25 protein-coding genes are annotated in these 23637 nt (G+C 59.8%); 20 read left to right on the plus strand and 5 right to left on the minus strand.

Annotated features, from left to right (window positions below; all coding sequences use genetic code 11):
- Positions 1 to 144 precede the first annotated feature (144 nt).
- From ACOYW1_RS07865 to ACOYW1_RS07935, 15 genes are all read left to right on the plus strand, one after another.
- Positions 145 to 963 carry a hypothetical protein gene (locus tag ACOYW1_RS07865; protein WP_482422356.1) on the plus strand — a complete coding sequence of 273 codons (819 nt, stop codon included), beginning with the start codon at positions 145 to 147 and terminating at the stop codon, positions 961 to 963.
- Positions 964 to 965: 2 nt separating this feature from the next.
- Entirely contained in the window at positions 966 to 1292 is a 327-nt protein-coding gene (locus tag ACOYW1_RS07870; protein WP_482422357.1) for a hypothetical protein, read from the plus strand.
- Between the two features lie 120 nt (positions 1293 to 1412).
- Positions 1413 to 2591, plus strand: a complete 1179-nt coding sequence (locus ACOYW1_RS07875) for a M48 family metallopeptidase (RefSeq protein ID WP_482422358.1) — start codon at positions 1413 to 1415, stop codon at positions 2589 to 2591.
- A gap of 504 nt (positions 2592 to 3095) precedes the next feature.
- Complete coding sequence (locus tag ACOYW1_RS07880; protein WP_482422359.1) at positions 3096 to 4250, plus strand: eCIS core domain-containing protein; 1155 nt, start codon at positions 3096 to 3098, stop codon at positions 4248 to 4250.
- An 84-nt stretch (positions 4251 to 4334) separates the two neighbouring features.
- Positions 4335 to 4871: a 2'-5' RNA ligase family protein gene (locus ACOYW1_RS07885; RefSeq protein ID WP_482422360.1), complete on the plus strand. Its 537-nt coding sequence runs from the start codon at positions 4335 to 4337 to the stop codon at positions 4869 to 4871.
- A gap of 296 nt (positions 4872 to 5167) precedes the next feature.
- A complete protein-coding gene (locus ACOYW1_RS07890; protein ID WP_482422361.1) occupies positions 5168 to 5932 on the plus strand; it encodes a hypothetical protein in 765 nt (254 codons plus the stop codon).
- On the plus strand, positions 5929 to 8115 hold the full coding sequence (locus ACOYW1_RS07895) for an ATP-binding protein (RefSeq protein ID WP_482422362.1): 2187 nt from the start codon (positions 5929 to 5931) through the stop codon (positions 8113 to 8115). The genes ACOYW1_RS07890 and ACOYW1_RS07895 overlap by 4 nt, the downstream gene beginning before the upstream one ends.
- Positions 8099 to 9301: a response regulator gene (locus ACOYW1_RS07900; RefSeq protein WP_482422363.1), complete on the plus strand. Its 1203-nt coding sequence runs from the start codon at positions 8099 to 8101 to the stop codon at positions 9299 to 9301. The genes ACOYW1_RS07895 and ACOYW1_RS07900 overlap by 17 nt, the downstream gene beginning before the upstream one ends.
- A 1-nt stretch (position 9302) precedes the next feature.
- Complete coding sequence (locus ACOYW1_RS07905; RefSeq protein WP_482422364.1) at positions 9303 to 10151, plus strand: CheR family methyltransferase; 849 nt, start codon at positions 9303 to 9305, stop codon at positions 10149 to 10151.
- 37 nt (positions 10152 to 10188) lie between these two features.
- A complete protein-coding gene (locus ACOYW1_RS07910; RefSeq protein ID WP_482422365.1) occupies positions 10189 to 10740 on the plus strand; it encodes a chemotaxis protein CheB in 552 nt (183 codons plus the stop codon).
- Positions 10741 to 10846: 106 nt separating this feature from the next.
- On the plus strand, positions 10847 to 11842 hold the full coding sequence (locus ACOYW1_RS07915) for a GGDEF domain-containing response regulator (RefSeq protein ID WP_482422366.1): 996 nt from the start codon (positions 10847 to 10849) through the stop codon (positions 11840 to 11842).
- A gap of 276 nt (positions 11843 to 12118) precedes the next feature.
- On the plus strand, positions 12119 to 12718 hold the full coding sequence (locus ACOYW1_RS07920) for an LOG family protein (RefSeq protein ID WP_482422367.1): 600 nt from the start codon (positions 12119 to 12121) through the stop codon (positions 12716 to 12718).
- 46 nt (positions 12719 to 12764) lie between these two features.
- Positions 12765 to 13415, plus strand: coding sequence for an AraC family ligand binding domain-containing protein (locus ACOYW1_RS07925; protein WP_482422368.1), 651 nt, complete (start codon positions 12765 to 12767; stop codon positions 13413 to 13415).
- Positions 13416 to 13444: 29 nt separating this feature from the next.
- Entirely contained in the window at positions 13445 to 13573 is a 129-nt protein-coding gene (locus tag ACOYW1_RS07930) for a helix-turn-helix domain-containing protein (protein WP_482422369.1), read from the plus strand.
- Positions 13574 to 13780: 207 nt separating this feature from the next.
- Positions 13781 to 14644 (plus strand): DMT family transporter, encoded by an 864-nt coding sequence (locus ACOYW1_RS07935; RefSeq protein ID WP_482422370.1) that lies wholly within the window; start codon positions 13781 to 13783, stop codon positions 14642 to 14644.
- Positions 14645 to 14972: 328 nt separating this feature from the next.
- Here ACOYW1_RS07935 and ACOYW1_RS07940 read toward each other — a convergent pair whose 3' ends face one another.
- The 5 genes from ACOYW1_RS07940 to ACOYW1_RS07960 form a co-directional block, all read right to left on the minus strand.
- Positions 14973 to 15467 carry a glycine betaine ABC transporter substrate-binding protein gene (locus ACOYW1_RS07940; RefSeq protein WP_482422371.1) on the minus strand — a complete coding sequence of 165 codons (495 nt, stop codon included), beginning with the start codon at positions 15465 to 15467 and terminating at the stop codon, positions 14973 to 14975.
- The gene (locus tag ACOYW1_RS07945) at positions 15418 to 15822 is read right to left on the minus strand and encodes a glycine betaine ABC transporter substrate-binding protein (RefSeq protein WP_482422372.1); all 405 of its coding nucleotides are present in this window, start codon (positions 15820 to 15822) and stop codon (positions 15418 to 15420) included. The genes ACOYW1_RS07940 and ACOYW1_RS07945 overlap by 50 nt, the downstream gene beginning before the upstream one ends.
- Entirely contained in the window at positions 15819 to 16682 is an 864-nt protein-coding gene (locus ACOYW1_RS07950) for an ABC transporter permease (RefSeq protein ID WP_482422373.1), read from the minus strand. Before ACOYW1_RS07950 ends, ACOYW1_RS07945 begins: the two co-directional genes overlap by 4 nt.
- Positions 16675 to 17865 (minus strand): quaternary amine ABC transporter ATP-binding protein, encoded by a 1191-nt coding sequence (locus tag ACOYW1_RS07955; RefSeq protein WP_482422374.1) that lies wholly within the window; start codon positions 17863 to 17865, stop codon positions 16675 to 16677. Before ACOYW1_RS07955 ends, ACOYW1_RS07950 begins: the two co-directional genes overlap by 8 nt.
- A 453-nt stretch (positions 17866 to 18318) precedes the next feature.
- A complete protein-coding gene (locus ACOYW1_RS07960) occupies positions 18319 to 19536 on the minus strand; it encodes an amidohydrolase family protein (RefSeq protein WP_482422375.1) in 1218 nt (405 codons plus the stop codon).
- A 258-nt stretch (positions 19537 to 19794) separates the two neighbouring features.
- On the opposite strand from ACOYW1_RS07960, the gene phnN reads away from it, so the two are divergent.
- The 5 genes from phnN to phnD all read left to right on the plus strand — a co-directional run bounded on the left by phnN (position 19795) and on the right by phnD (position 23569).
- Positions 19795 to 20271 (plus strand): phosphonate metabolism protein/1,5-bisphosphokinase (PRPP-forming) PhnN, encoded by a 477-nt coding sequence (gene phnN / locus ACOYW1_RS07965; protein ID WP_482422376.1) that lies wholly within the window; start codon positions 19795 to 19797, stop codon positions 20269 to 20271.
- A gap of 300 nt (positions 20272 to 20571) precedes the next feature.
- Positions 20572 to 21597, plus strand: a complete 1026-nt coding sequence (locus tag ACOYW1_RS07970) for an alpha-D-ribose 1-methylphosphonate 5-triphosphate diphosphatase (protein ID WP_482422377.1) — start codon at positions 20572 to 20574, stop codon at positions 21595 to 21597.
- On the plus strand, positions 21566 to 21808 hold the full coding sequence (locus ACOYW1_RS07975; RefSeq protein WP_482422378.1) for a hypothetical protein: 243 nt from the start codon (positions 21566 to 21568) through the stop codon (positions 21806 to 21808). Before ACOYW1_RS07970 ends, ACOYW1_RS07975 begins: the two co-directional genes overlap by 32 nt.
- Entirely contained in the window at positions 21783 to 22607 is an 825-nt protein-coding gene (phnC, locus tag ACOYW1_RS07980; RefSeq protein WP_482422379.1) for a phosphonate ABC transporter ATP-binding protein, read from the plus strand. The genes ACOYW1_RS07975 and phnC overlap by 26 nt, the downstream gene beginning before the upstream one ends.
- 80 nt (positions 22608 to 22687) lie before the next feature.
- Positions 22688 to 23569, plus strand: a complete 882-nt coding sequence (gene phnD, locus ACOYW1_RS07985; RefSeq protein WP_482422380.1) for a phosphonate ABC transporter substrate-binding protein — start codon at positions 22688 to 22690, stop codon at positions 23567 to 23569.
- Positions 23570 to 23637: the final 68 nt, after the last annotated feature.

Consider the following 23637-nt stretch of genomic DNA (forward strand, 5'->3'; position numbering starts at 1 on the left):
ATGACCCTTGCGTTGCCGGGACGAAATGGGTAGTATAGCGACGTTTTGTTGAACATTGTTTCGAGGATGCGAACAGGGTATCTGTATTCGTCCTTCCAAGGAGCGTGCGATGGAACCGGTTTTTTTCAAAGAGTGCGGCGCCCCATGATCGGCAGGTTTGCTGAAAGCAGAACCCGTGTCCTGCTCCTTGCGCTGATGGGGTACTCGCTGACCCTGCTTCCGCTTTCCGTTTTGTTCGGCCTGGCCACGGGGGATATTTACAAGGGCTACCTTCAAAAGCCCAACTGGTTTCTCTTCCCCCTGTTCTGGCTTCCTGTCGTGTACCTGTACCGGTCGACCTGGGACCAGTTCATCGCGTCATGGAAAGACCTGTTTGCCAACGGGTGTGTCGTGAACAGCGGCGACGGCGGGGTGCCCGCGTGCAGGGACGACTTTGTAAACCATATCGACCGCTACCGGAAATATATCCTTATTCTCTCCTCCCTGCTGGCCGTTGTCATCATGGCCTTGGACACGGCAGACCTGGTGGGGCTCTATCTTGACCCGCCCGACCAGGTGTACCTGTTGAAGGGGGAAGAGGGCAGCGGCAAGTCTACAGGTGGCCGTTTCCTGGCCGAGCCACAAGGCTGGCGCGAGGTATCAGACGGGACAATTCCCTTGCCGGAGGTGACACACCGGGTTGAGGACGCCTCCTGGACGGAGGCGTGGTTGTTCAGGCGCCATCCGGGTGAAAAGAACCCGGGCAAGTGGAGCAACCTGATCTTTGTGTGCCTGGCCTATACCCAGCAATACATCATCATTGTCGTGGGGGTGGCGTCTCTGTTTCATATCTGGGCCCATCTTGCCTTGTTTGTCTGGTTCGACAGCATGTCATTTGCCCGGCGGCATGGGATCGTCTTGAAGGCTCTATCCTCTACGTATCCATCCGTGAGTTCGGCCTGGAACGCTGGAACCAGGCGTTGAACATGATCTACTGGGCCCTGTCCCCCGCCCTTGTCATTCCCATTGTCTCCAAGGCTTCCCAGAGTGCAACCGGAGCCTCGGACATGGGCCAGAAGATGATCCAATGGCTTGTGCCGCTCCTGTTTCTTTCACCCATGCTTTTTACCATCATCGCCAGACAGAAAAAGGTCATGGCGCTCTGGTCTGTGATCCGCCAGGAGGAGGACAGGAACAAAATCGAGGCGTACCACAAGCAGCTGCTCTGGCCCCTGGACAGGAACTGGGCGTCCAAGCTCGGTATCATTATCGCGTTTCCCCTGGCTGTAACTTTTTCCGGCGGGACATGTTGACGGAGATCGGTGTCGACAAACTCATCAAGTAGCCATAGCCCGGATCGACCCGCTCTCATCTGCTTAATTCGTGTCGTCATTTGAGTCTGTATCTTGTTACCGCTGAGCAAAGGAGATGGTATGGAAGAACTAGTCTGTCCGCGCGAGCGCGTTCTGGGAACACTTACCCTTGTCCTGGGGATTACGGTGTGGGGCCTTTTGATCCTTGGTACTGTCGGGGTCGCGCTGGTCGTGTTGCTTGTGGGGTTTGTGTTTTATCTTTTTGCCCAATCCGCCCTCATCGCCCATATCAAGGGCAACGGCATCGAGCTGTCCCAGGAGCAGTTCCCCGACCTTTACGCCCAGTTTGTCTACTGCAGCAACCTTTTGAAATTCCAGGAGGCTCCGAAAGCCTACATTTTAAACGGTGACGGCGGTTTCAATGCCTTTGCCACCCGGTTTCTTGGCACCCATTTCGTGGTGCTTTTTTCCGATGTGGTGGATGCCATGGCAGCCCATGACGACGGGGTGAAATTTTACATCGGCCATGAACTCGGGCACATCAGGATGAAACACCTCACCGGGACCATGCTTCGCTGGCCGGTTCTCTGGCTTCCCCTCCTGGGGGCGGCCTATTCCCGGGCTCGGGAGACCACATGCGACCGGCACGGCCTGGCCTGCTGCAAGACGCCGGAAGGGGCGGGACGGGCCCTGGCCGCTCTGGCCGCGGGGGCTGAGCGATGGAAAGACATGGACCTCAAGGCTTACCTGCGCCAGAGTCGGCAGACGTCGGGCTTCTGGATGTCTCTTCATGAGCTCATTTCCGGCTATCCCTGGGTCTCCAAGCGTGTGGCCCGGGTGGTGGCCCCCGAAGCCAAAGATCCACAGCGCCATGGGCTCGCCTATGTATTTGCCGCCTTCCTGCCCTACGCCGGCCGCCTTGGGGCCGGGACCAGCCTGATTATCCTGATTTATATTGTGTTCGCGACTATTGCCGTGAGCGTCCCGCAGTTTTCCACCTACAAGGTCAAGGCCCATACCACCGCGGTGATGCACGAGACCCGGCCGGTGCGCGAAGCCATGGCAGCCTATTACAAGACGACGGAAGAGATCCCCACCCTGGAGGACATCGGGGTGCTGGATTCGTTGCCGGATGGGAGTCATCTGTCGGTGGACGCGTCCAACATGACCCTCACCGTGGACATGGAAGAGGGGGAGCTTCTGTTCGTTCCCTCCATGGACGACGAGGGGCATATTTTCTGGGAATGCAACGCGGGGGAGGGGTTGTTTCCCAGCCAGGTGCCTTCGTATTGCCCGTAACCGTGTATTCAAGGGGTAGGTTCTGCGTCAGATAGCCTCCGTTATGTCGTCTGTGGAAGGCGTGATGATCCTTCAATGTCTGCGCGGTTTCTGTTGGATATAGGAGAGCGTTCCATATGTGTACTTTTTTACGTCAGGCCAAAGAGGTCAAGGAGGCGGTGGCGACCCATACCGGCGGCAGTGTGCCCCCGGCCCGGGGAGGAATATCTGCCCTGAGGAAGGGCCGCAGCGGGCCGTGGGGAACCACGGGATGCAGCAATGGATGGCGCGCGGAGGCGAACACACGGCATCCGGCCCACGGGGCCCTTCCCCTTTGCCCTCGGTGACCGTCGGCGGCGCGGGTGGGGAGAGGGCTGAGGAAGAGGCCCATCGGGTGGCCCGGCAGGTGACGGCCATGCCGTCACCGGGAGGTGTTGAAACGGCCCTTGCCGGGCCGAGGGATGCCTGTTTTACAGGCCCGTTGGGGCTGAGGTCCTCCGGTATCTGCACCGGGATCCGGGCTATATGGAACCGCGCTTCGGACGGGATTTTTCCGGCGTCCGGGTCCACAAGGGGGAGGAGGCCGCTGAGCTGGCCTCATCCTTTCATGCCCGGGCCTTTGCCCTGGGGAACCATATCGTGCTGGGCAAGGGGTTGCCGCCGTCGGACTCGTCTGCGGGGCGTCAGGTGATGGCCCATGAACTGACCCATGTGGTTCAGCAGCGGGGCACCGCTTCGGTGGTGGCCCGGCTCAGTCCCAAGGACTGTTCTAAGGACTGCGCAAAGCCGGACCCTGTCAAACATCCGGCCACGGGTAAGTTTTCCATTACCGTGTACGCGGACAAAGAGGGGACCTTCCTTCTGCTTCCGTTAACCCACAAGGTGGGGCACTCCTGGGTGAGGCTGGAGGACGACAAGGGGACCTCCTGGACCTACGGGTTCTGGCCCCAGTGGGGCTACGACGGCTCCAACATCACCAAAGATGTCAAAGGGTGCGTGCATCACCCGGATACGCGCCACACACCCACAGCCTCCCAGCGCTTTGTCCTCACCGCCGCCCAGTTTGCAGCGGCCATGAAGGAAGCGCGGAAAACCTGCCGGTCCAAACCCAACTACAATCTGTTTGGTTTGCAGTGCACCACCTTTGTCAAACGCGTGCTGGCCGCTGCCGGGCAGTCCTTCGGTGGCTTCGGTCTGGTTTGGGACAGCCCCAACGCCCTGGACTCCTGGATGCGGACCCACGCTCTGCAGCTCGGCACCAGCGTCACGGGTGGGACCTCGGCTCCGGGCAAGGCAGGGGCAGGGACCTTCGGTCTGGATCTCTCCTATCGGCATCAATTTTATTCGCTCCTGGGTGCCAAGCTTCGACTTTACGGCCTGGGCCGGGCCGAGGTGAGCGATCCGGTGACCTCCCTCACGGCCGGTGCCGGCGTGGAGTTTAACCCGAAAAAGGTCTGGCTCCCGAAGCCTTTTCTGGAGGGCGGGGGCATCATCGGCGATCTCAACCCGGAGCCGGGGCTCTCCGAGTTCGGCGCGGGGGCCACAGGAGCAGCCGGGCTGCGCTTCAACCTGGACGAGGTGGGGTACGTGGGCGTGGAGTACAATCTGGTCAAAGATTTTGCCCGGGATGATCCCGTCCTGCACCGGTTCATGATCACCGCCGGGTTCCGCCTTTTTTAACCCGTGTTTGCCTTTTGTGGCCCAACCGTTTAGTCAGTTGAGGCAACGCAAAATCTGTCTACATCGCTTTTTCTGGAGGTCAGCATGGGATACTCCATCGAACTTTACTTTGATCCGGACTTTGAGGCCGCTATCCGGCGAACGTGGGATGTCCTCGCCGCATCCGGGGTGCCGTCCGTTCTCCAGCAGATCGGAGGGCGGCCCCACCTGAGCCTGGCGGTCCTTTCCTCCATTGATGAGGCGATGATTCTAAGCCTGGTCAAGGCGTTTTCCAAGGAGTGTTTCCGATTTCCCATCACATTTCCCGCCATCTCCCTGATTCCCGGGGAGCAGCACACCGTAATCCTTTCTCCGGTCCCGAACCGGCCCCTTCTTGACCTGCAGCAACGGTTATACAGCCTTCTGGATGCCTGCGCCCACCCTCCATTCCAGCGGTACATTCCCGGACGATGGCTTCCCCACTGCACCCTTTCCAAAGAACTCTCCGGCCCGGATGCCATGAAGACCATGGAGCTGTGCCGTCAAAGCGCCGTAACCGGCACTGCGGAGGCCCGTGAGGTGGGTGTGATCGAGTTCAGGCCGAGGCGAGAGCTCGGTACCTATTCTCTCCCGAATCCGTGACAGAATAGGCTTTTTTGCGTTACCGGTTGTGGGGGATGCCCGCGGGGAGTCTTACGGACTTGACAATATAAGGCATCACCCGGTATCAGCGGTTGACTTTTTCATGTCAAGACCTGTAAACCCAAGTGAGGAAACGGGCCGGGTCGACGCGTTTTTTTCTGCCTGCGTCGTCGTGGCTTTCTCAAGATGGGGTGATGTGCGTATCGGCACGGGGCCTGTGGGGTTCCGGGCGTGTGCTGGTGTGAGTGTTTTACGTGGGGGCTGTGGGCGCCTGTTATTTGGTTTTTGGAGTACACATGTTTCGTTTTTCAGATATGCGGATCCGGTTCAAGCTTATCCTGCTCTTTATCATCTCCGGTGCCGTTCCCCTGGTCGTCATCGGCTATTTCGGGGCCCGGTTGTCCACGGATTCTCTGCTGGACAAGTCCTTCGATCAGCTCAGCACGGTGCAGGTGATCCGAAAAGGGCAGATCGAGGAGTATTTCGCGGATCGTCATGCCGGGATCGCGTTCATGGCCGAGTCCAAGCGGACCCGTGAGCTGCTGGCGGTTCTCAAGTCCCAAAGGGCCCTGTCTCGCAAAGGCGCGGCCGTGGGGCTGGACAGCCGGTCCGCCGATTACTGGCGTCAGGTTGAGCCCTACAGCAAGATGATGGATGTCTATGCCCGCAACTACGGATACCACGATATCTTTGTGGTGGATGCCGACGAGGGGGATGTCCTCTTTTCCGTTGCAGGCGAAGACGACCTCGGCACCAACCTGCGCCACGGTGCCTACAAGGAGACCGGCCTGGCCTCTGTATGGCGGGAAGTGGCGGCCACCGGCAAAACGGCTGTGTCCGATTTTGCTGCCTTCGGGCCCAGCGGGGGGCTTCAGTCCCTGTTCATGGGGCATCCCATCCGATACGACAGCGACACCGTCAAAGGGGTCTTGATTTTCCAGTTTTCACCGGAGCAGGTGACACACATTGTGGACGCCCGCCAGGGAATGGGCAGCACCGGGCAGAAACTCTTCTCGGGATCAATGCAAAAACGGATCGTTTCGAGTTGCGGAGCAATGTGAAGACCATCGGCAGCGGGAAATTCGTGGTGGGGTCGACCCTCAAGAACCCGCCAGAGTATTGGAATGACGCAGTCCGGGGGGGGATAGAAGGCGGCCACGCCACCTACATGGACAGCATCGGGCAGGCCGTTCTGGTTGCCTACCATCGGCTGGAGATCCCCGGCCTTGACTGGTACCTCATCTCCAAAATCGACAGGCACGAGGTCACCGCACCGGTGAGGGGCATCTATCGGATGATCGGGCTGGTGGCCGGGTTCCTCCTTGCCTGCATCGGTATCGGCGCGTTGTTTTTTTCCCGCGCCATCACCCGGCCCCTCATTGCGGACATCCGGTTTGCCGAGGCCATTGCCAACGGGGAGCTCAATGCCTCCCTCAAGCTCAACCAGAGGGATGAGCTGGGGGCCCTGGCAAGGGCGCTGAACAACATGGCGCGGAAACTCCAGAATCTGGACTGGCTCAAATCCGGAAAAGAGGGGCTGGACGACAAGTTGCGCGGTGAACACGACAGCGGCCAGTTGGCACGTCGCTTTACCTCCTTCATGGCCCGGCACATGGATGCCCAGCTCGGAGCCCTGTACCTTATGACCGACAAGGGCCTGGAACTCAAGGCGAGTTATGCCTTCACCGACCGCAGCGGCAACTTCAACCGATTCGCCCTTGGGGAAGGCATGGTGGGACAGGCCGCCATGGAAAACGAGATCCTGGTGTTCAGCGACATGCAGAGCGGCGCACCTGCCGTGAACTTCGGGGCGGGGGAGACCATCCCGTCCAATTTTATCGCGGCACCCGTCTCCTTTGAAGGTGCGGTGGTGGGCGTGCTGCTTCTGGGCTCGGTGAGCCGTTTCACCGATATGCAGCGCCGTTTCATCGAGCAGAACATGGAAAACGCGGCCATCTTGTTCAACGCCGCCAAGTCCCGCCAGACAATCCACGATCTTCTGGAAAAGGCTCAGGAGCAGCAGGAGGCCCTGCGGGTGTCCAACGAAGAGCTGGAGGAGCAGGCCAAGGCACTGAAGGAATCCGAGTCCGAACTCCAGGCCCAGCAGGAGGAGCTGCGGGTCACCAACGAGGAGCTGGAAGAGCAGACCAAGGCCCTGAAGGAGTCCGAGTCCGAACTCCAGGCCCAGCAGGAAGAGCTGCGGGTCACCAACGAGGAGCTGGAGGAACGGACCCGGGCCCTGGAGGAACAGAAAGAGGCCATCTCATGCAAGAACACCGACCTGGAGGCCGCCCAGGAGGTGGTCAAGCAGAAGGCCCGGGACCTGGAGATCGCCAGCAAGTACAAGTCCGAGTTTCTGGCCAACATGTCCCATGAACTGCGGACACCCCTGAACAGTATCCTGATCCTCTCCCAGATGCTCTCCAAGAACAAGGACGGCAACCTCTCGGAGCGCCAGGTGGAGTCCGCCAAGGCTGTCCATGCCTCCGGCGCCGATCTTCTGGCCCTTATCAACGAGATCCTGGATCTCTCCAAGATCGAAGCGGGCAAGGTGGAGCTGGTCATCGAGGACGTGACCATGGACGGGCTCATGGGCGATATCCGGCGGCTGTTCAAGGATGTGGCCGAAGACAAACAGATTGCCCTGGGCTTAAGCGTTGCCCCGGGCGTGCCGGAGATGGTCCGCACAGACTCCCAGAGGCTCCAGCAGATTCTGCGGAACCTTTTGACCAATGCCTTCAAGTTCACCGATCGGGGCTCGGTGGCCCTCACCGTGTCCCGTCCCGGCCCCGACCTCCTCGCCAGGGCGGAGATGGAGCCCGAAGGTGTTCTTGCCTTTGCCGTTACAGATGACGGCATCGGTATCGCCAAGGAGAAGCAGGTGGCCATCTTTCAGGCCTTCCAGCAGGCAGACGGCAGCACGAGCCGCAAGTACGGCGGCACCGGCCTGGGCCTGTCCATCTCCCGGGAGCTGGCCAAGCTGCTGGGCGGCACGATTTTGCTGGACAGCGAAGAGGGCAAGGGCAGCACCTTTACCGTGCTTCTCCCCGAGGCGTACCAGGGGACGACACCGTCCGCAGCGGCCGAGCCGTCTCCGGTGCCGGAGCCCTCACCCGCAAGGCAGGAGAGCGCACCGGTCTCTTCACCAGCGCCGATTCCTCCGTCTGTCGACTGCAGCGTCCCGGACTGCCCCCTAAGCCGCCTCTCCTCCTTGCGAGAGCGATTACGTGGAGGACGACCGTAAAACCCTGACCCCGGAGGCAAAGAGCCTTCTTATCATTGAGGATGATCTCAACTCCGCCAGGATCATGCGGGATTTTGCCCGGGAGCGGGGGTTCAAGTGCGTGGTGGCAGAAGACGGGGAGACCGGGCTCCATTTTGCCGATTACTACAAGCCCAGCGCCATCATTCTGGACATCGGCCTGCCGGGCATCGACGGCTGGACCGTCATGGAACGCCTCAAGGGCAACTCCGAACTCCGGCACATTCCGGTGCATTTCATGTCCGCCAACGACAGTTGCCTGGATGCCATGCGCATGGGGGCGGTGGGCTACCTCACCAAGCCGGTGAGCATGGAGAAGGTGGAAGACGCCCTGAGTAAATTGGAGGACATTGCCTCCAAGCCCGTGAGTCGGCTTCTTCTGGTGGAAGACGACAAGATCCACCGGGAGAGCATCGAGACCCTCATCGGCACCGGAGACGTGGAGACCACCGCCGTCAGTTCCGGCAGGGAAGCCCTTGCGGAGCTGGACAAAGGGGGCTACGACTGCATGGTCCTGGACCTCGGCCTGGAGGACATGACGGGCTTTGAACTGCTGGAGAAGATCCGCTTGAGCCCCACCTCCACCCGGGTGCCCATCATCATCTACACGGGACGGGACCTGACCAGGGATGAGGAAAAAGAACTCAACCGCTACGCCGAGAGCATCATCGTCAAGGGGGTGAAATCCCCGGAGCGGCTCCTGGACGAATCCGCCCTGTTTCTCCATCGTGTGGAAGCCAACCTGCCGGAGGAGAAACGCAACATGCTCAAGATGGTCCACGACAAGGAGGCTGTGCTGAGCGGCAAAACCATCCTGCTGGTGGACGACGACATGCGCAACGTTTTTGCGCTTTCCAGTGTGTTGGAGGAGCGCAACATGGAGGTGGTCATCGCCAGGAACGGCATCGAATGCCTGGACAAGCTCAAGGCCATGGAGAAGGTGGACGCGGTCCTCATGGACATCATGATGCCGGTAATGGACGGCTACGAAGCCATGACGGAGATCCGCAAGAAAAAGGCCTTCTCCAGGCTGCCCATCATCGCCCTGACGGCCAAGGCCATGAAGGGGGACAGGAGCAAGTGCATCGAGGCCGGTGCAAGCGACTACCTGGCCAAACCCGTGAACGCGGAAAAACTTCTATCCATGCTGAGGGTCTGGTTGTACTGATATGAATGAATCCGAACGCATCGAAAACGAACGCCTTGAGATCCAGATGCTCCTTGAGGCCATCTACCGGAAATACGGCTACGATTTCCGAAGCTACGCCTTTACCCATACCAAGCGTCGCCTGGAGCATCGCCGGTCCCTGGAGGGCCTGGACACGTTCTCGGACATGCAGCACCGGGCCATCCATGACGAGGCCTTTTTCAACACCCTGCTCCTGGACCTCTCCATCAACGTCACGGAGATGTTCAGGGACCCGTGGTTTTACAAGCGGGTGAGGGAGGTGGTCTTTCCACATCTTCGCACCTACCCCTTTGCCAAGGTGTGGCATGCCGGGTGTTCGGCGGGCCAGGAGGTCTACTCCATGTGCATCCTTTTGGAAGAGGAGGGCATGGGCGACCGCGTGCAGGTGTACGCCACGGATTTCAACGAGCTGATCCTTCAAAAGGCCAAGGAGGGGATCTACCCCATGGACCTGGTGCGTGAGTACACGGCCAATTACCAGAAGGCTGGCGGGGACCGCTCTTTTTCGGATTACTACACGGCCGATTATGATAACGTGATCATGAAACGGTCCCTTAAGGAGCATGTGCTCTTCTCCTCCCACAACCTGGTCACCGACGGGGTGTTCGGGGAGATGAACCTGATCTTTTGCAGGAACGTTCTTATCTATTTTAACCGGGAGTTGCAGAACCGGGTGTTGAACCTTTTTTACGACAGCCTGTGTCCCGGCGGGTTTCTCTGCCTTGGATCCAAGGAGAGTATCCGGTTTTCAAACGTGGCCGACCGGTTTGAGGTCGTGTCCGAGCGAGAAAAGATATACCGAAAAAAGCGTGGTCCGTCCGCCCTGTGAGAACCCGGCAGGCAGGCCATGGCAAAGGATGAAACGCATGAAGTCATTTGAAGCTGTTGTCATCGGCGTTTCAGCCGGAGGCCTCGCCGCTCTGGAGGCGATCCTTCCGGTTTTGGACGAATCATTCGGGGTGCCGGTGCTTGTGGTTCAGCATCTTAGCCCGAACACGGAGAGCTACCTGCCGAAGCACCTGGACATCCGGTGTGCGCTGCACGCCAAGGAGGCCGAAGACAAAGAGCCCCTGAAGCCGGGGACCGTCTATGTGGCGCCTCCCAACTACCACCTTATGGTGGAGGCGGACAGGACCATTGCCCTGTCCACCGAGGAGCGGGTAAACTTCTCACGGCCGTCGGTGGACGTGCTGTTTGAGACGGCCGCCGAGGTGTTCTGTAAAGGGCTGGTGGGGGTGATCCTCACCGGCGCCAACTCAGACGGTGCGGCCGGTGTTGCGAGAGTCAAGGCACTGGGCGGCCTGGTGGTGGTGCAGGATCCGGAGACCGCCGCGGCAGATGCCATGCCCAGGGCCGCCATCAAGGCGGTGACCCAGCAATGGACGTGCTTCCCCTGGAACGCATCGGCCCTTTTTTGAAAACACTGGCCTGACAGAAAGATGAAGCCCCCGTCGTGGTGTGCGGGGGCTTTCTGAAAACGGGCTGTTGATTGTTTATGTTCCATCAATACCACAAAGGTTTGTCATGGGAATTGCCAAGATACTGATCGTTGATGATCGTCCGGAGAACCTCCTGACCCTGGAAAGCCTTCTGGATGAGCCGGATATCGAGCTTGTTCGGGCCACCTCCGGCATGGAGGCCCTGGGGCTTACCCTGGACCACGATTTTGCCCTGGTTCTCCTCGACGTCCAGATGCCCGGCATGGACGGCTATGAAGTGGCGGAGCTGATGCGCGGAAACAAAAAGACAAAGCACATCCCCATCATCTTCATCACGGCGGCGTTTCGGGCGGATGCCCAGGTGTTTAAAGGGTACGAGAGCGGGGCGGTGGACTATCTGTTCAAGCCCCTGGACGAGCGGGTCTTCAAGAGCAAGGTGGGGGTCTTCATCGAATTGTTCCGCCACAAGGATGCCCTGAGCAAAAAGACCCGGGAGCTCGACCGAAAACTGGTGGAGCTTGAAGAGTTGCAACAGCAGCTTGAAGAGACCAACGAGCAGCTTCGCCTGCTCTCCACCACGGACGGCCTCACCGGGCTTATTAACAAACGGGAGTTTGAGGTCATCTTCGAAAGGGAGTGGATCCGGGGGATCAGGACCCAGGCGCCCCTTTCCCTGGTGATGCTGGATATCGATTTTTTTAAAGCCTACAACGACACCTGCGGGCATGCCCAGGGGGACGACTGCCTGAAAAAAGTGGCCCTGGCCATCTCCGATGCGGCCAGGAGGCACACGGACAAGGTGGCGCGGGTGGGCGGCGAAGAGTTCGCCGTGCTTCTGCCCGAAACCGAGGCAGAAGGGGCTGTTCATGTGGCCGAGCGGCTTCTCGGGGCCGTGTCCGACCTTGCCATTCCCCACAAGCGCTCCTCTGTCGCAGGGTATGTCACCACAAGCATCGGTGTGGCCACGTGGCTCCCACCAGAATGGGATCCGAGCGGGACCTTTTCGAGGCCGCCGACGACGGCCTGTACCGGGCCAAGGAGAAGGGCCGGAACCGATGGTGCATGGGGGCGACGGTTCTGAACGTGGCATGATGGACCCGGGCGCGTTAAAAAAAAATTAACGATTCAGCTCATCTTTGCCTCTGGCGGGTCGCTTTTTTGAAAAAAAGCTCCGCAAAAAACGTTCCGGTAGAAAGATTAGAACGGTCAAAATCGCTGGAATTCATGCCGGAGCTGTCAAGACCTGTTTGGCAAACCCAAAGCATCTAATTTGGTAAAAGTTTGGCCCCGGCAGGGCCACCGGAGGCTTTTTTGAGTTGAAGAGTTACAAAAAAAAAAGAAATACAAGGAAGAAAAAATGAAAAATATCTGTGTGTTCTGCGGGGCAAGCCCCGGGTCCAACCCCGCCTACCTTGAAGGGGCGCGGGAGCTTGGAAAAACCATGGCCGCCAACGATATCCGTCTGGTGTACGGAGGCGGCAGCCTGGGCATGATGGGGACCCTTGCCAAGACCGTCAAGGAGAACGGCGGCAAGGTCACCGGGGTCATTACCCGTCACCTGGTGGACATGGAAGTGGCCCTCACCGACCTGGATGATCTGCGTGTGGTGGACACCATGCATGAGCGCAAGGGCCTCATGGCCGATCTCTCCGACGGGTTCATCGCGCTTCCCGGCGGGTTCGGCACCATGGAGGAGATCTTTGAGATCATCACCTGGTCCCAGCTGGGCATCCACAAAAAGCCCTGCGGCTTTCTCAATGTGGACGCCTACTACGACAAGCTCATGGCCTTTTTCAACCACATGGCCGACCAGTCGTTCATCGAAGCCGACTACAGCAACATCGTCCTCATGGATGAAAAGCCCGATGGCCTCATCTCGCGGCTGAGGGGCTTTACCCCGGTTGAGTCCGACAAAGGCAAGTGGGCCAAGGAGCTCACCGCCAACAGCCACGCCTGATGCTTCGTCTCTGACCCACCCCTGCCTTGCAAAGGAGCCCCTTGCCATGGCCATGGTCTACAGACCGGAACGCATCCCGGGCCTCAAGGTGCTCTCCTGCACCGACCCCTTTGAGTTCCAGCCCCATATTCACGACCGGTATGTGGTGTGGCTGAACACGGCCGGGGGGGAGCACTACAGCCTTGGCGGCTCCACGGACATCCTGACACCGGGCAGCATAAGCGTCATCGAGCCCGGGGCGGTTCATGGCAACCGTCCCTGCTCGGAGACGGCCCGGCACCTGCGGAGCTTTTATGTGGAGGCCGGGGTGTTCCAGGCCATGGGCGAACAGTTAGGCCTCTCCGGTGCCGAGGGGCTTGGCCTCACTGGCGGGCCCATAACCGACAGGTTCCTCTGGACAGAGCTGGCCCGGCTCCATGAGCTGATGCTCGGCGATGCGCCCGATTTAGAGCTCTCCACCCGGGTGACCCGGGTCTTCGGCGACCTCTTCAGGCGTCACGGCCGACTGGGGACTTTGCCGAAGGCACCGGAGGCACGAGATGTCCGTATCGACCGGGTCCTGGAGTGCCTCCGGGAGAATCTCGATACGCCCCTGACCTTGGAGACCCTTGCCGGGCTTGCCGGATGCACCCCCTACCACCTGATCCGCCTTTTTCGGAAAACCCTGGGAACTACACAGCGCCCCATGCCTACCTGACCCAGCTTCGCCTGGAAAACGCCCGCCGCATGCTGGAACGGGGAGAGTCCATCGCAGACAGCGCCCTGGCCTCTGGTTTTTCCGATCAAAGCCACCTTACCCGAGCCTTCCGGTCCCGCTACGGCCTTCCCCCCGGCGCCTACCAGCGCTCATCCTGATTCCCCCATCCCCCTCCCTTCGCCTTTAGCCCTTTGCCTTTAGCCTTTCGCCCTTAGCCTCCCCCTCCCCTTATCCCATGTCAATTTTGTTCAAACACAGCCGTATCCCGTCGGGCTACCCTCGTCTCCCATGGATGGCACCCGGCCCTGAGCCGGATAATAGAAAACCTTTTTAAAGGCGCGCGCGCCGCGTCCGGGAGTGTGGTTGTGGTTCCTTATCTGTACGCCCTTGGGGCGATTTTATGCTGGGCGAGTCTCCCGGCTGCCGTGGGGGCGGGCCTTGACGGCCTCTCCACCGAGTCCCTCATGTTTTACAGTTTTACGTCGGCGGCTCTCTATCTCTACCTCCAGGATGTGGTGACGTACTGTTCTGTGAGGCTTTACCTTCCGGGGCTTGCCGCCAGCCTCTGGGGGGTGGCCGGGATCTTCGGCTACCACTGGGTCTACTACATGGCCATGGACAACGCCCCGTTGGCCGAAGCCGCCATCCTTGCCACCACATGGTCTTTTTGGATCGTGGTCTTCTCTTCGGTGTTGGCGTTCAAAAAACTCAAAGGGAGCATTTTCGCCACGGCGCTCATGGGCATGGTGGGTGCTGGTCTTGTGATCGCTTCCAACGCGGATCTCTCCTTTGATGCCGCCTACATGAAAGGCTATCTCCAGGCCCTGCTCTGCGGGTTGGTCTGGAGCAGTTTTTCCGTGGCCCTTCCCAGGCTGAACACTTGTCGCAGTCCCATGACCGCTTTTACGGTGTACGCCGCCGTGATCTCCGCGGCTTTTTATCTCATTACCGGTCCCCATCCGGCACCAGGGGGCCGGGCCCTTGCCTCGGCGGTTTACGTGGGCCTTGTGCCTTTGGGGCTCTCCTTTTTCCTGTGGAACCGGGGAGTGGCAACGGAATCTTTCGGTTATTGGGTTTCTAAGCTACCTTACACCGCCCCTGGCTGTGCTTCTGGTGGCGCTTATCCACGGGCAGAGGGTGTCGGGGCAGGTGCTTCTGGGGATGGGGTGATTATCGCGGCATCCATGCTTGGGAAAGCGGCTTTGGGGAAGGGCTCGGGTCAGGCATAAGTGCCCAACTGAACAGGGAAGATGGTGTCAGGCAAAAATCAAAAGCCCGTCCATGGTTCTTTGGAACCTTGAGCGGGCTTTGGTATTTATCCAGCTGTTCAGCTTGCCTCCGGCAGGTCGCTTTTGAAAAAACTCCGCAAAAACGTTCCTGCTCCGATCTGTCTGTTTATTGAAGAATCAACAGGTCTCTTTTCGAGACGGGTTGTCAACGATCACCCTTCACGCGAATGCCTTGGAAGTGATGGCATGATGATGCCCTTCATGCATTCGCCATAGGGTTTCAAGGTGCCCCCACCTTGCCGCCGGAGGCTGGCTTTTCCTGGATCTGTTACGGCAACCAGCTCTTGACACGATCCGGGTGGGCGGCGACCCATTTTTTGGCATTTTCATACACGTCGGAGCCGTCCACGGTGTTCATGGCCATCACCTCACCGATCTCGGCGGCGGTCCAGGAGAAGGTATCCAGCACGTGGTAGACCTTGGGGTGGTCCGCCTTGAGCCCCTTGCGGGCAAAGGTGTTGATGGTCTCGGCCTCGCCGTACACCTTGTCCGGGTCTTCAAGGAACTTCAGGTCGAACTTGGCGAACTTCCAGTGGGGCACCCAGCCGGTGACAGCCACCCATTTCTTCTGGCGGTAGCGGTTGGCCAGGGTGGCGGTCATGCCCGCGCCGCTGGAGGAGATAAGCTCGATTTTGTCCAGGCCGTAGTGGTCCATGGCCTCTTCGGTCTTGAGCATCACCCCGGCGCCGGGGTCGATGCCGATGATCTCTCCGTCAAAGGCCTTGGCGTTGGTGTTGAGCTCTGCAATGGTGTCGATGGTCACGTAGGTGGGGACAATGAGGCCGATCCGGGCTCCGTGGAAGTTGGGGCCGAAGGTCTTCGATTTTCCCTTGATAGCGTTTGACCATGTCCTTGTGGGTCACGGGGAGCCACGAGGTGGTCATGGCGTCCTGATCACCGGAGGCCAGGGCCGCGTACATGGCCGGGGCCGAGACCGGAGTAAGCTCCACGTCGTAGCCCAGGTTCTCTTCGATGACGGCTTTCATGACGTTGGAGCTGGCTGTGGCACAGGCCCACTCCACGTAAACGATTTTGATTTTTTCCTTGGCCGCGGCCGGGGTTGCGATGAGAGCGGCAACAGCCAGGGCGAGACAAAGGGACGCGATACGGCGAATCATGCATTTCCTCCTTCAGGTTTTCCATTCTTGGCTCCCAGCTGCTGAAGTATGCGGTCCAGGAGCATGGCAACGATGACAATTCCGATTCCGGCTTCAAAGCCCTTGCCGGGCTGCAGCCGCTGGATGGCTTTCCATACCTCGCCCCCCAAGCCCTTGGCCCCGATCATGGCGGCCACGACCACCATGGAGAGGGCCAGCATCACCGTCTGGTTCACCCCGGCCATGATGGTGGGGGTGGCCAGGGGGAGCTGGATCTTGAAGAGCTTCTGGCGCGGTGAGGAGCCAAAGGCGTCCGCTGCTTCGATGAGCTCTGCCGGAACCTGGCGGATCCCGAGGCAGGTGAGGCGGATGGCCGGTGGCACCGAGAAGATCACGGTGGAGAAGATGGCCGATACCTTGCCCAGCCCGAAAAAGGGGATGGCCGGGATCAGGTAGACGAAGGCCGGCATGGTCTGCATAAAGTCCAGAACGGGCATGACCATGCGATAGGCGGTGCGGTTCAAGGCCGCCAGGATCCCCGTGGGGATGGCGATGAGGATGGAGACCAGGGTGGCGATGAGCACCAGGGCCAGGGTGCTTACCGTGGCCTTCCACAGGCCCATATTCACGATGAGGAACAGCCCCAGGATGGCCAGGGCCGATACCGATGTCTTGCGTGTGATGGCAAAGGCCAGGGCCCCGATTCCCAGGATAAAAAGCCAGGGCGGCAAAAAGAGCATACCGTCCACCATGAAGTCGATGAACGCCTCCATGATGTCCGAGAAGACATTGGTGGCACCGGAACAATGGGCCACGAGAAAATCGATGACAGCTTCGATGGCCTTTCCGATGGGGAGCCTCGGGATGTCCAGGTCAAGCACTGCGTCCTCCTTCGGCCAGGGCGGCCAGCAGGGTCCCGCGGACAATGACGCCCGCAAGTTTCCGGGTCTCCGTGACCACGGCCAGGGGGTAGGGGAGATCCTTGAGGATCTCAAACAGCTCGGAGGCCGGGGTCTCCGGGGGGACGGTGGTGACGTCCCGCTGCAAAATGGTCTCCAGGTTGTCGTCGCCTCGCTCTGCGGCTTCTTTGGCGTCGGCCGCCGAGATGATCCCCAGAAGGGAGTGGTCCCGCTTGGTGACGAAGAGGCTGGAGATCCCTTCGTTTTTCATCTTGCGAAGGGCGGCTCTGGGCCCGTCGTTGCGCACATGGCCCACGGCAAAGGGGCGCTTCATCACGGATTCGGCCGTGAGGACCTTGGAGATGTCCACGTCTTCCACGAATTTTTCCACGTAACGGGTGGCCGGTTCCATGAGGATTTCGTCCGGTGTGCCCACCTGGACCACCTTGCCGTCTTTCATCAGCACGATGCGATCGCCGATTTTCAAGGCTTCGTCCAGATCGTGGCTGATGAAGACGATGGTTTTCTGGAGCCGGTCCTGAAGGTCCAGGAGCTCGTCCTGCATGTCCCTTCGGATGAGGGGGTCCAGGGCGCTGAAGGCCTCGTCCATGAGCAGGATATCCGGGTCTACGGCCAAGGCGCGGGCAAGGCCCACCCGCTGCTGCATGCCGCCGGAGAGCTGATCCGGGTAGCTCTGCTCCCAGCCGGACAGGCCCACCTGGCCCAGGACTTCGTGGGCTTTCTCCAGCCTGGCTTCCCGTTCAACCCCCTGGATTTCAAGCCCGAAGGCGGCGTTTTCCGCCACGGTGCGGTGGGGAAACAGGGCAAAGTTCTGGAAAACCATGCCGAATTTTTTCTGCCGGATATCCAGGAGTTCCCCATGGCTTACCTTGGCGATGACCCCATCCACGAGGATGGATCCCGCCGTGGGCTCGATGAGCCGGTTCAGGCAGCGCACCAGGGTGGATTTTCCGCTCCCTGAAAGACCCATGATAACGATGATCTCTCCGGCCTTGACGTCGAAGGTTACCCCGCCCACGCCGACACCGTGGCCGGTTTTTTCCAATATCTCTTCTTTGTCAGACCCGTCCCGGAGCATGGACAATGCCCGTCGCGGGGAGGGACCGAAAATCTTGACCAGGTCCCTCACTTCAATTTTTGTCATGTGGTTCACCCTCGGTTGTGTTCAAAACGATGCCTACCATAGAGGCGGCGAAAGCCTGTGTCAAATTGCTTCAACGGTTTTTTCAAGAGCAATCGCTTGTGGCGGAGGTGTGATTAAAAGATATTTTGAGTTGTTATGATTTTTTCTGTATGTTTCCAAAAAAAGACAATGATCATCTTTTAAATCGATTTTTATTTCAATTTATTATTGATGGTTCCGGGTTTGCCATGGTTTGGGGATTGTCTGGAAATTAGTTTGTGTCATGGGGTATTTTGGCGGGTTTTTCCGGCGCGGCGGCGCCTCGTACGGCCCATGTCCTGATATCTAACGGGCTGGCTGGATGGCGTGTCGGGTATTGCTGATAGACTGGTGTGGGCGGGGTGTTTCGCGGCAGGGAGTGGGCCCCGGACTGCGCCTGCAATGGGCAGTCCGGGGCAAAGGGGCGGGGGCTTTCTATCTGATTTTCTTCCCTTCCGCAAACACTTCGGAAGGAACCGCTCCTAAATGGAAGGGGTGCTTTTCCCAGACCAGGAGGCTCGCGAGCTTTCCCTCTTCGATGGTGCCGAGCTGGTCGTCGATGCCCAGGACGGCCGCGCTTTTGCCGGTGATCAGGCTGATGGCCTCGGCTTCGTCCATGCCGTGCATCAGGAAGAACTTCAGCCCGTCCCGGAGGGAGGCTGAAAGGGTCACGGGGTGGTCGCTCATGAGGGTGTAAAAGGCTTCGGAGGCCATGAGCTTGGCCGTGTTTTTGTAAACGGCGTGCTTGAGCTCCACCTTGTAGCCCACGGAGCCGATGGGGCCGTAAACTACGGGGATCTCCCGTTCGGCGAGCTTGTTGAAGATCTCGGTGTGGAAGACATCGCAGGCATGATCGCAGGTGACGGAGAGGCCGTATTTTTCCACGAGCTTTATGAGATAGAGAATGTCGTCTTCCTTGTGCACGTGGACTTTTGCGATTTTTTCGCCGCTGAGAAGCTCCAGCAGGGCGCTGTCTTCGGGATCGAAGGAGAGGAGGTATTCGCGTTCGATGACATCGGCCTCAAAGGCGTGGTCGGTTTCGTTGATCTCGCCCTTGGCCTGCTTGTCCGAGAGTTCGTTGAGTTTTTTCTCCTTTGCAAGGGCGGCCTTCTCCTTTTTAAGGAGCACCTCGTCAAAGCGCTTTTCGAGCATGGCGTAGATCCCCATGCGGGTGGTGGGGCGATCCCCTTTCCAGTCCGTGGTGGAGCGGGGGTTGTAGCCCAGGGCCATCTTGTAGCCGTAGTCTTTGATCACGGCCTCGTCCCGGTAGCGGGCAAAGTTTCGGATCACCCTGGCCTTGCCGCCGATGAGGTTGCCGCTTCCCGGCACCACGCAGCTGTACAGGACCCCGAAGTCCACGGCATCGGAGAAAGCGCGGTCGTCGAAGTAGAGGCTGTCCACCGGGTCCACCAGGGGCAGGATCTGGCCGATTTCGTCGTTGGCCTCTCCCTCCCGGGAGGGCTCCCCTTCGCGTTCCATGCCGATGTGGGAGTGGGGGTCGATGAAGGCCGGGGTCACGATCCCTTCCGAGTCCCAGCGGGTGGCGGTTTCAGAGATGCTTGCGATGCGGTCGTTTTCAATGGTGATGTATCGGTCGGTGGCGGTGCCTCCCTTGCCGTCGAAGAGGAGGGTGGCCTTGATGATATGCGTCATGGTCTCTTTTTTCCATTTGTTGGGTTGGGTTTTCTGCCAGGCCGAAGGCGGGCTGAACAGTGATGGCTGCCATGGCCCGTCCGGGCAGGTCGTGCCGAATTATACATCCATTGAAGGACGATTGAAACGAATGAGCCCATTGCAACATGATTTTATCACCCGATTGTAATATAAACCTCACCATGGGAGCCCATGCTGATCCATGCAGATCCCGGTCCGTTCATTCGGGCCTTGACCCCGAACAGAGGATACCTTCCCATGGAAAACGGAACACTTTTTTACGTCACCGGCGCGTCGGGCGCCGGAAAAGATACCCTGTGCACCGAGGCACGCTCTGAGCTCAACGGCTCGGCACCGGTGCTGTTTGCCCACCGATACATTACCCGTCCTGCAGATGCGGGGGGCGAGAACCATGTGGCCCTGTCCCGTGAAGAGTTCTGCCAGAGGCGGGAGCTCGGGCTGTTTGCCCTGTCCTGGGAGAGCCACGGCAACGGCTACGGCATCGGCGCCGAAATCGACGGCTGGCTTGACCGGGGCGTGAGCGTGGTGGTTAATGGCTCCCGGGGTTACCTTGGCGAGGCTGCCCGGCGCTATCCCGAGATGGTGGTGATCCATATCGAGGCGGATCGCGAGATCCTCAAAAAAAGGCTCCTGCGCAGAAACCGGGAAACCGAAGCCCAGATTGAAGCCAGGCTTAGCCACTCGGACACCCTTGCCCCGCTTCTCGACATTTAACCCAGACCCCTCGGAACAACGACTCCCTTGAGGCCTCGGTCTCACACTTCATCGATCTCCTCACGCACTTTGTGCCCGGCTGCCATCACCAGGTAAGGGCATAGCCTTTTTTCCGATCCTCTCCTTATATATCGCCCACGGCGATATTTCGTTTAACACAGTGCTAACCGTTTCGCGGTCATTTCCCAACATTTCCCCTCTATTTTCCTTATGACAGTTGAAGACGAACGGCCGGATGCGGCGGGGCGCTGACCTCTTCCGTCATCCTGCCGGAAACGGAGATCACAACAGGAGCAGATTATGGACAGCACGATATGCCTCACCGGTGGTGCGGTGTTTGACGGAGAGTGCCTGCTGGAGCGTGGATCGGTTCTTTTCAGCGAAAAGGGGGTGCTCGAGGTGACCGAAGGGGATCAGCCCCCCCGGGGAACCGTGACCCTGGACGCCGGGGGACGGCTGATCATGCCGGGCCTGGTGGACCTCCACTCCGACGCCCTGGAGCAGAGCATCGAGATGCGCCCCGGGGTCTATTTTGATTTTGAGTTTGCTCTGCGCAACCTGGATCGGCGCATCGCCTCCTGCGGTATCACCACCTACTGCCATGCCCTCAGCTTTGCAGACAACGAGCTGGGCTTAAGGTCCCCGGGGGAGGTGGAGCGCATCATTCGCATGGTCAAAGCCTTTGACCGCTCCTCCGGGGCCATGGTCCGTCATCTGGTCCATGCCAGGTACGAGGTGGGGGCCGAAGAGGGATGCAAGGTCCTTACCCGGCTTCTGGACGAGGGCCTTATCGATATGGTCTCGGTCATGGACCACACTCCGGGCCAGGGACAGTTCACCACCCTGGGCGCCTTTGTGGATTACTACGCCGGAGCCGGTGGGGATGCCTATGAGGAGATCGTGGGCATGGCCCATCGCAAAACAGCGGGCCGGGAGGCCGGGTGGAATGCCCTCTCTTCCTTTGCCCGGCGGGTTTCGGCCGAAGGGCTTCCCTTTTTGAGCCACGACGACGACACCCCCGAGAAGGTCGGCTTGGTTAAGGCCCTGGGCGCAACGGCCAGTGAGTTTCCCCTCTCCGTGGATGCGGCAAAACGGGCCGTGAAAGAGGGGATGCGGGTGTTCATGGGTGCGCCCAACTTGGTGAGGGGGCGCTCTTCCGGCGGACACCTCAAGGCGGCGGAGACCGTCTCGCGAGGGCTCTGCCACGGCCTGCTCAGTGACTACTACCCCGAGTGCATGCTCCAGGCACCCTTCAAAGACCCTGGACACCTCCCCGGATTACGCCCTCTCCCTTGTGACCTCCGGGCCGGGGCGTTTTATCCGTAAAGGGCTGGGGACCCTGGCCCCCGGGGAAAAGGCAGACCTGTTGGTGGTAGACCGCAGCGAACCCTGGGCGCGGATTATCCAGAGCTGGGTGGGGGGCCGCATGGTGCACTACGCCGCCCCCGGATCGGGGGAGGGGCAGGGAACCCCTGCCTGCGTCACGGAAACCGCCAAAGGAGGGCCGCGCCATGAGCGACACCATCCGGCCGCTTGATCCAACCCTGGCCGACACCGTGCTGGAGACCCGGAACCTGGGCAAGGTGTACCCCAACGGCACCGAAGCGATACAGGGGATCTCCCTTGCCGTGCGAAAGGACGACTTTATCGTCATCATCGGCTCCTCCGGGGCGGGAAAGTCAACCCTCCTGAGGTGCCTCAACCGCCTGGTGAACCCCTCCAGCGGCGACATGTTCCTGAACGGGGAGGAGATCACCCGGGCCACCGGGCGCCAGCTTCGTCGGGTTCGCCAGCAGGTGGGCATGATCTTTCAGCAGTTCAACCTGGTCCGGCGGCTCACGGTCCTGGAAAACGTGTTGGTGGGGCGGCTCCGGTTCTGCACCACGCTGCTCTCCCACACAGGATCACTGCTGAGGCTCTTCTCCGAGGCAGAGCAGGAGCTGGCCTTCAGCCTCCTCAATCAGGTGGGCATCGGAAATCTGGCTTACCAGCGCGCCGATTCCCTCTCCGGCGGCCAGCAGCAACGGGTGGCCATCGCCCGGACCCTGGCCCAGAACCCGGCCCTCTTCCTTGCCGACGAACCCATCGCCAGCCTCGACCCCAAAAGCTCGGAGGTCATCATGGGGCTGCTTCGGCGAATCCATGAGGAGCAGGGCATCCCCGTGGTGGTGAACCTCCATCACATCGACTTTGCCAGGCGCTACGCCAAACGCATCATCGGCATCTCAGCAGGGGGCATGGTCTTTGACGGCCCGCCGGAGGCCCTCACCGACGCGATCATCCGGGACGTCTACGGCCCGCGCTCCGATGATCCCACCCTGGCGGCCTGCGCCTGAATTGAAAAAGGCAGCCTCCGGCTGCCAATGGCATCGATACGATTTATCCGTAACATAACGAACAGCACAAAGGAGATCCCATGTTTGACAACGCAAGACGATTGACCGTGGTGTGTGTGATGTGTATCGGCCTGATCCTTTCGGGGACGGCGTCGGCTTCCCAGGCCCAGTGGCCCCAAAAGATCCGTATCGGTTTTATCCCCACGGAAGGGGGCTCGGCCGTGGAGTCGCGGTTTCAGCCCCTGGCCGACCACGTGAAGAAGAGCCTGGGCGTGGAGGTGGAGATCATCAGCGCCAGCGATTACTCCGGCGTGATCACAGCCATGGCACACAAGCACCTCGATTTTGCCTACTTCGGTCCCAAGAGTTACGTGGAGGCCGCCAAGAAGGCCGACGCCCAGGCCATCGCCCTGGAGCTGAACAAAGCGGGGGAACCCGGGTACTACGGGGTGATCATCACCCGCAAGGACTCGCCCATCAAGACCCTTTCCCAGATCAAGGGAAAGGTGTTTGCGTTTACCGACCCCAACTCCACCTCCGGCTACCTGGTGCCCAACATCCTTTTTGCCCGGGACCTGAAGGTGAAACCCGAAGCCTACTTTCGCCAGGTGAAGTTCTCCGGCTCCCACGGGGCCTCCATCCTCTCGGTGAAAAACGGAACCGTGGAGGTGGCCGCCACCAACAACATCGACCTGGACCGGATGATCCAGAAGGGTCAGGCCACCCTGGATGATTTTCGGGTCCTCTGGACCTCGGAGCTGATCCCCGGGGCCCCCATGGCCGCCCGCAAGGACCTGCCTGAAAGCCTGAAAGCCGCCTTTGCCGGGGCCCTTCTCTCCTTCAACGGGGACACAGAGGGCATGGCCCATCTCCAGAACGGGGGGTACGGCTTTGCCGACGACAGCACCTACGACACCATCCGGTACCTGAAATACCTCAAAAAGAAGATGGCGGCCAAATGAGCGGAACCCAGGTCATCACACGACTGAGCCTGAAGCCGGTCAAGACGCCTTTTCAGCAGGTGACCCGG

Source organism: Desulfoluna sp. CYM3A, assembly GCF_056829965.1.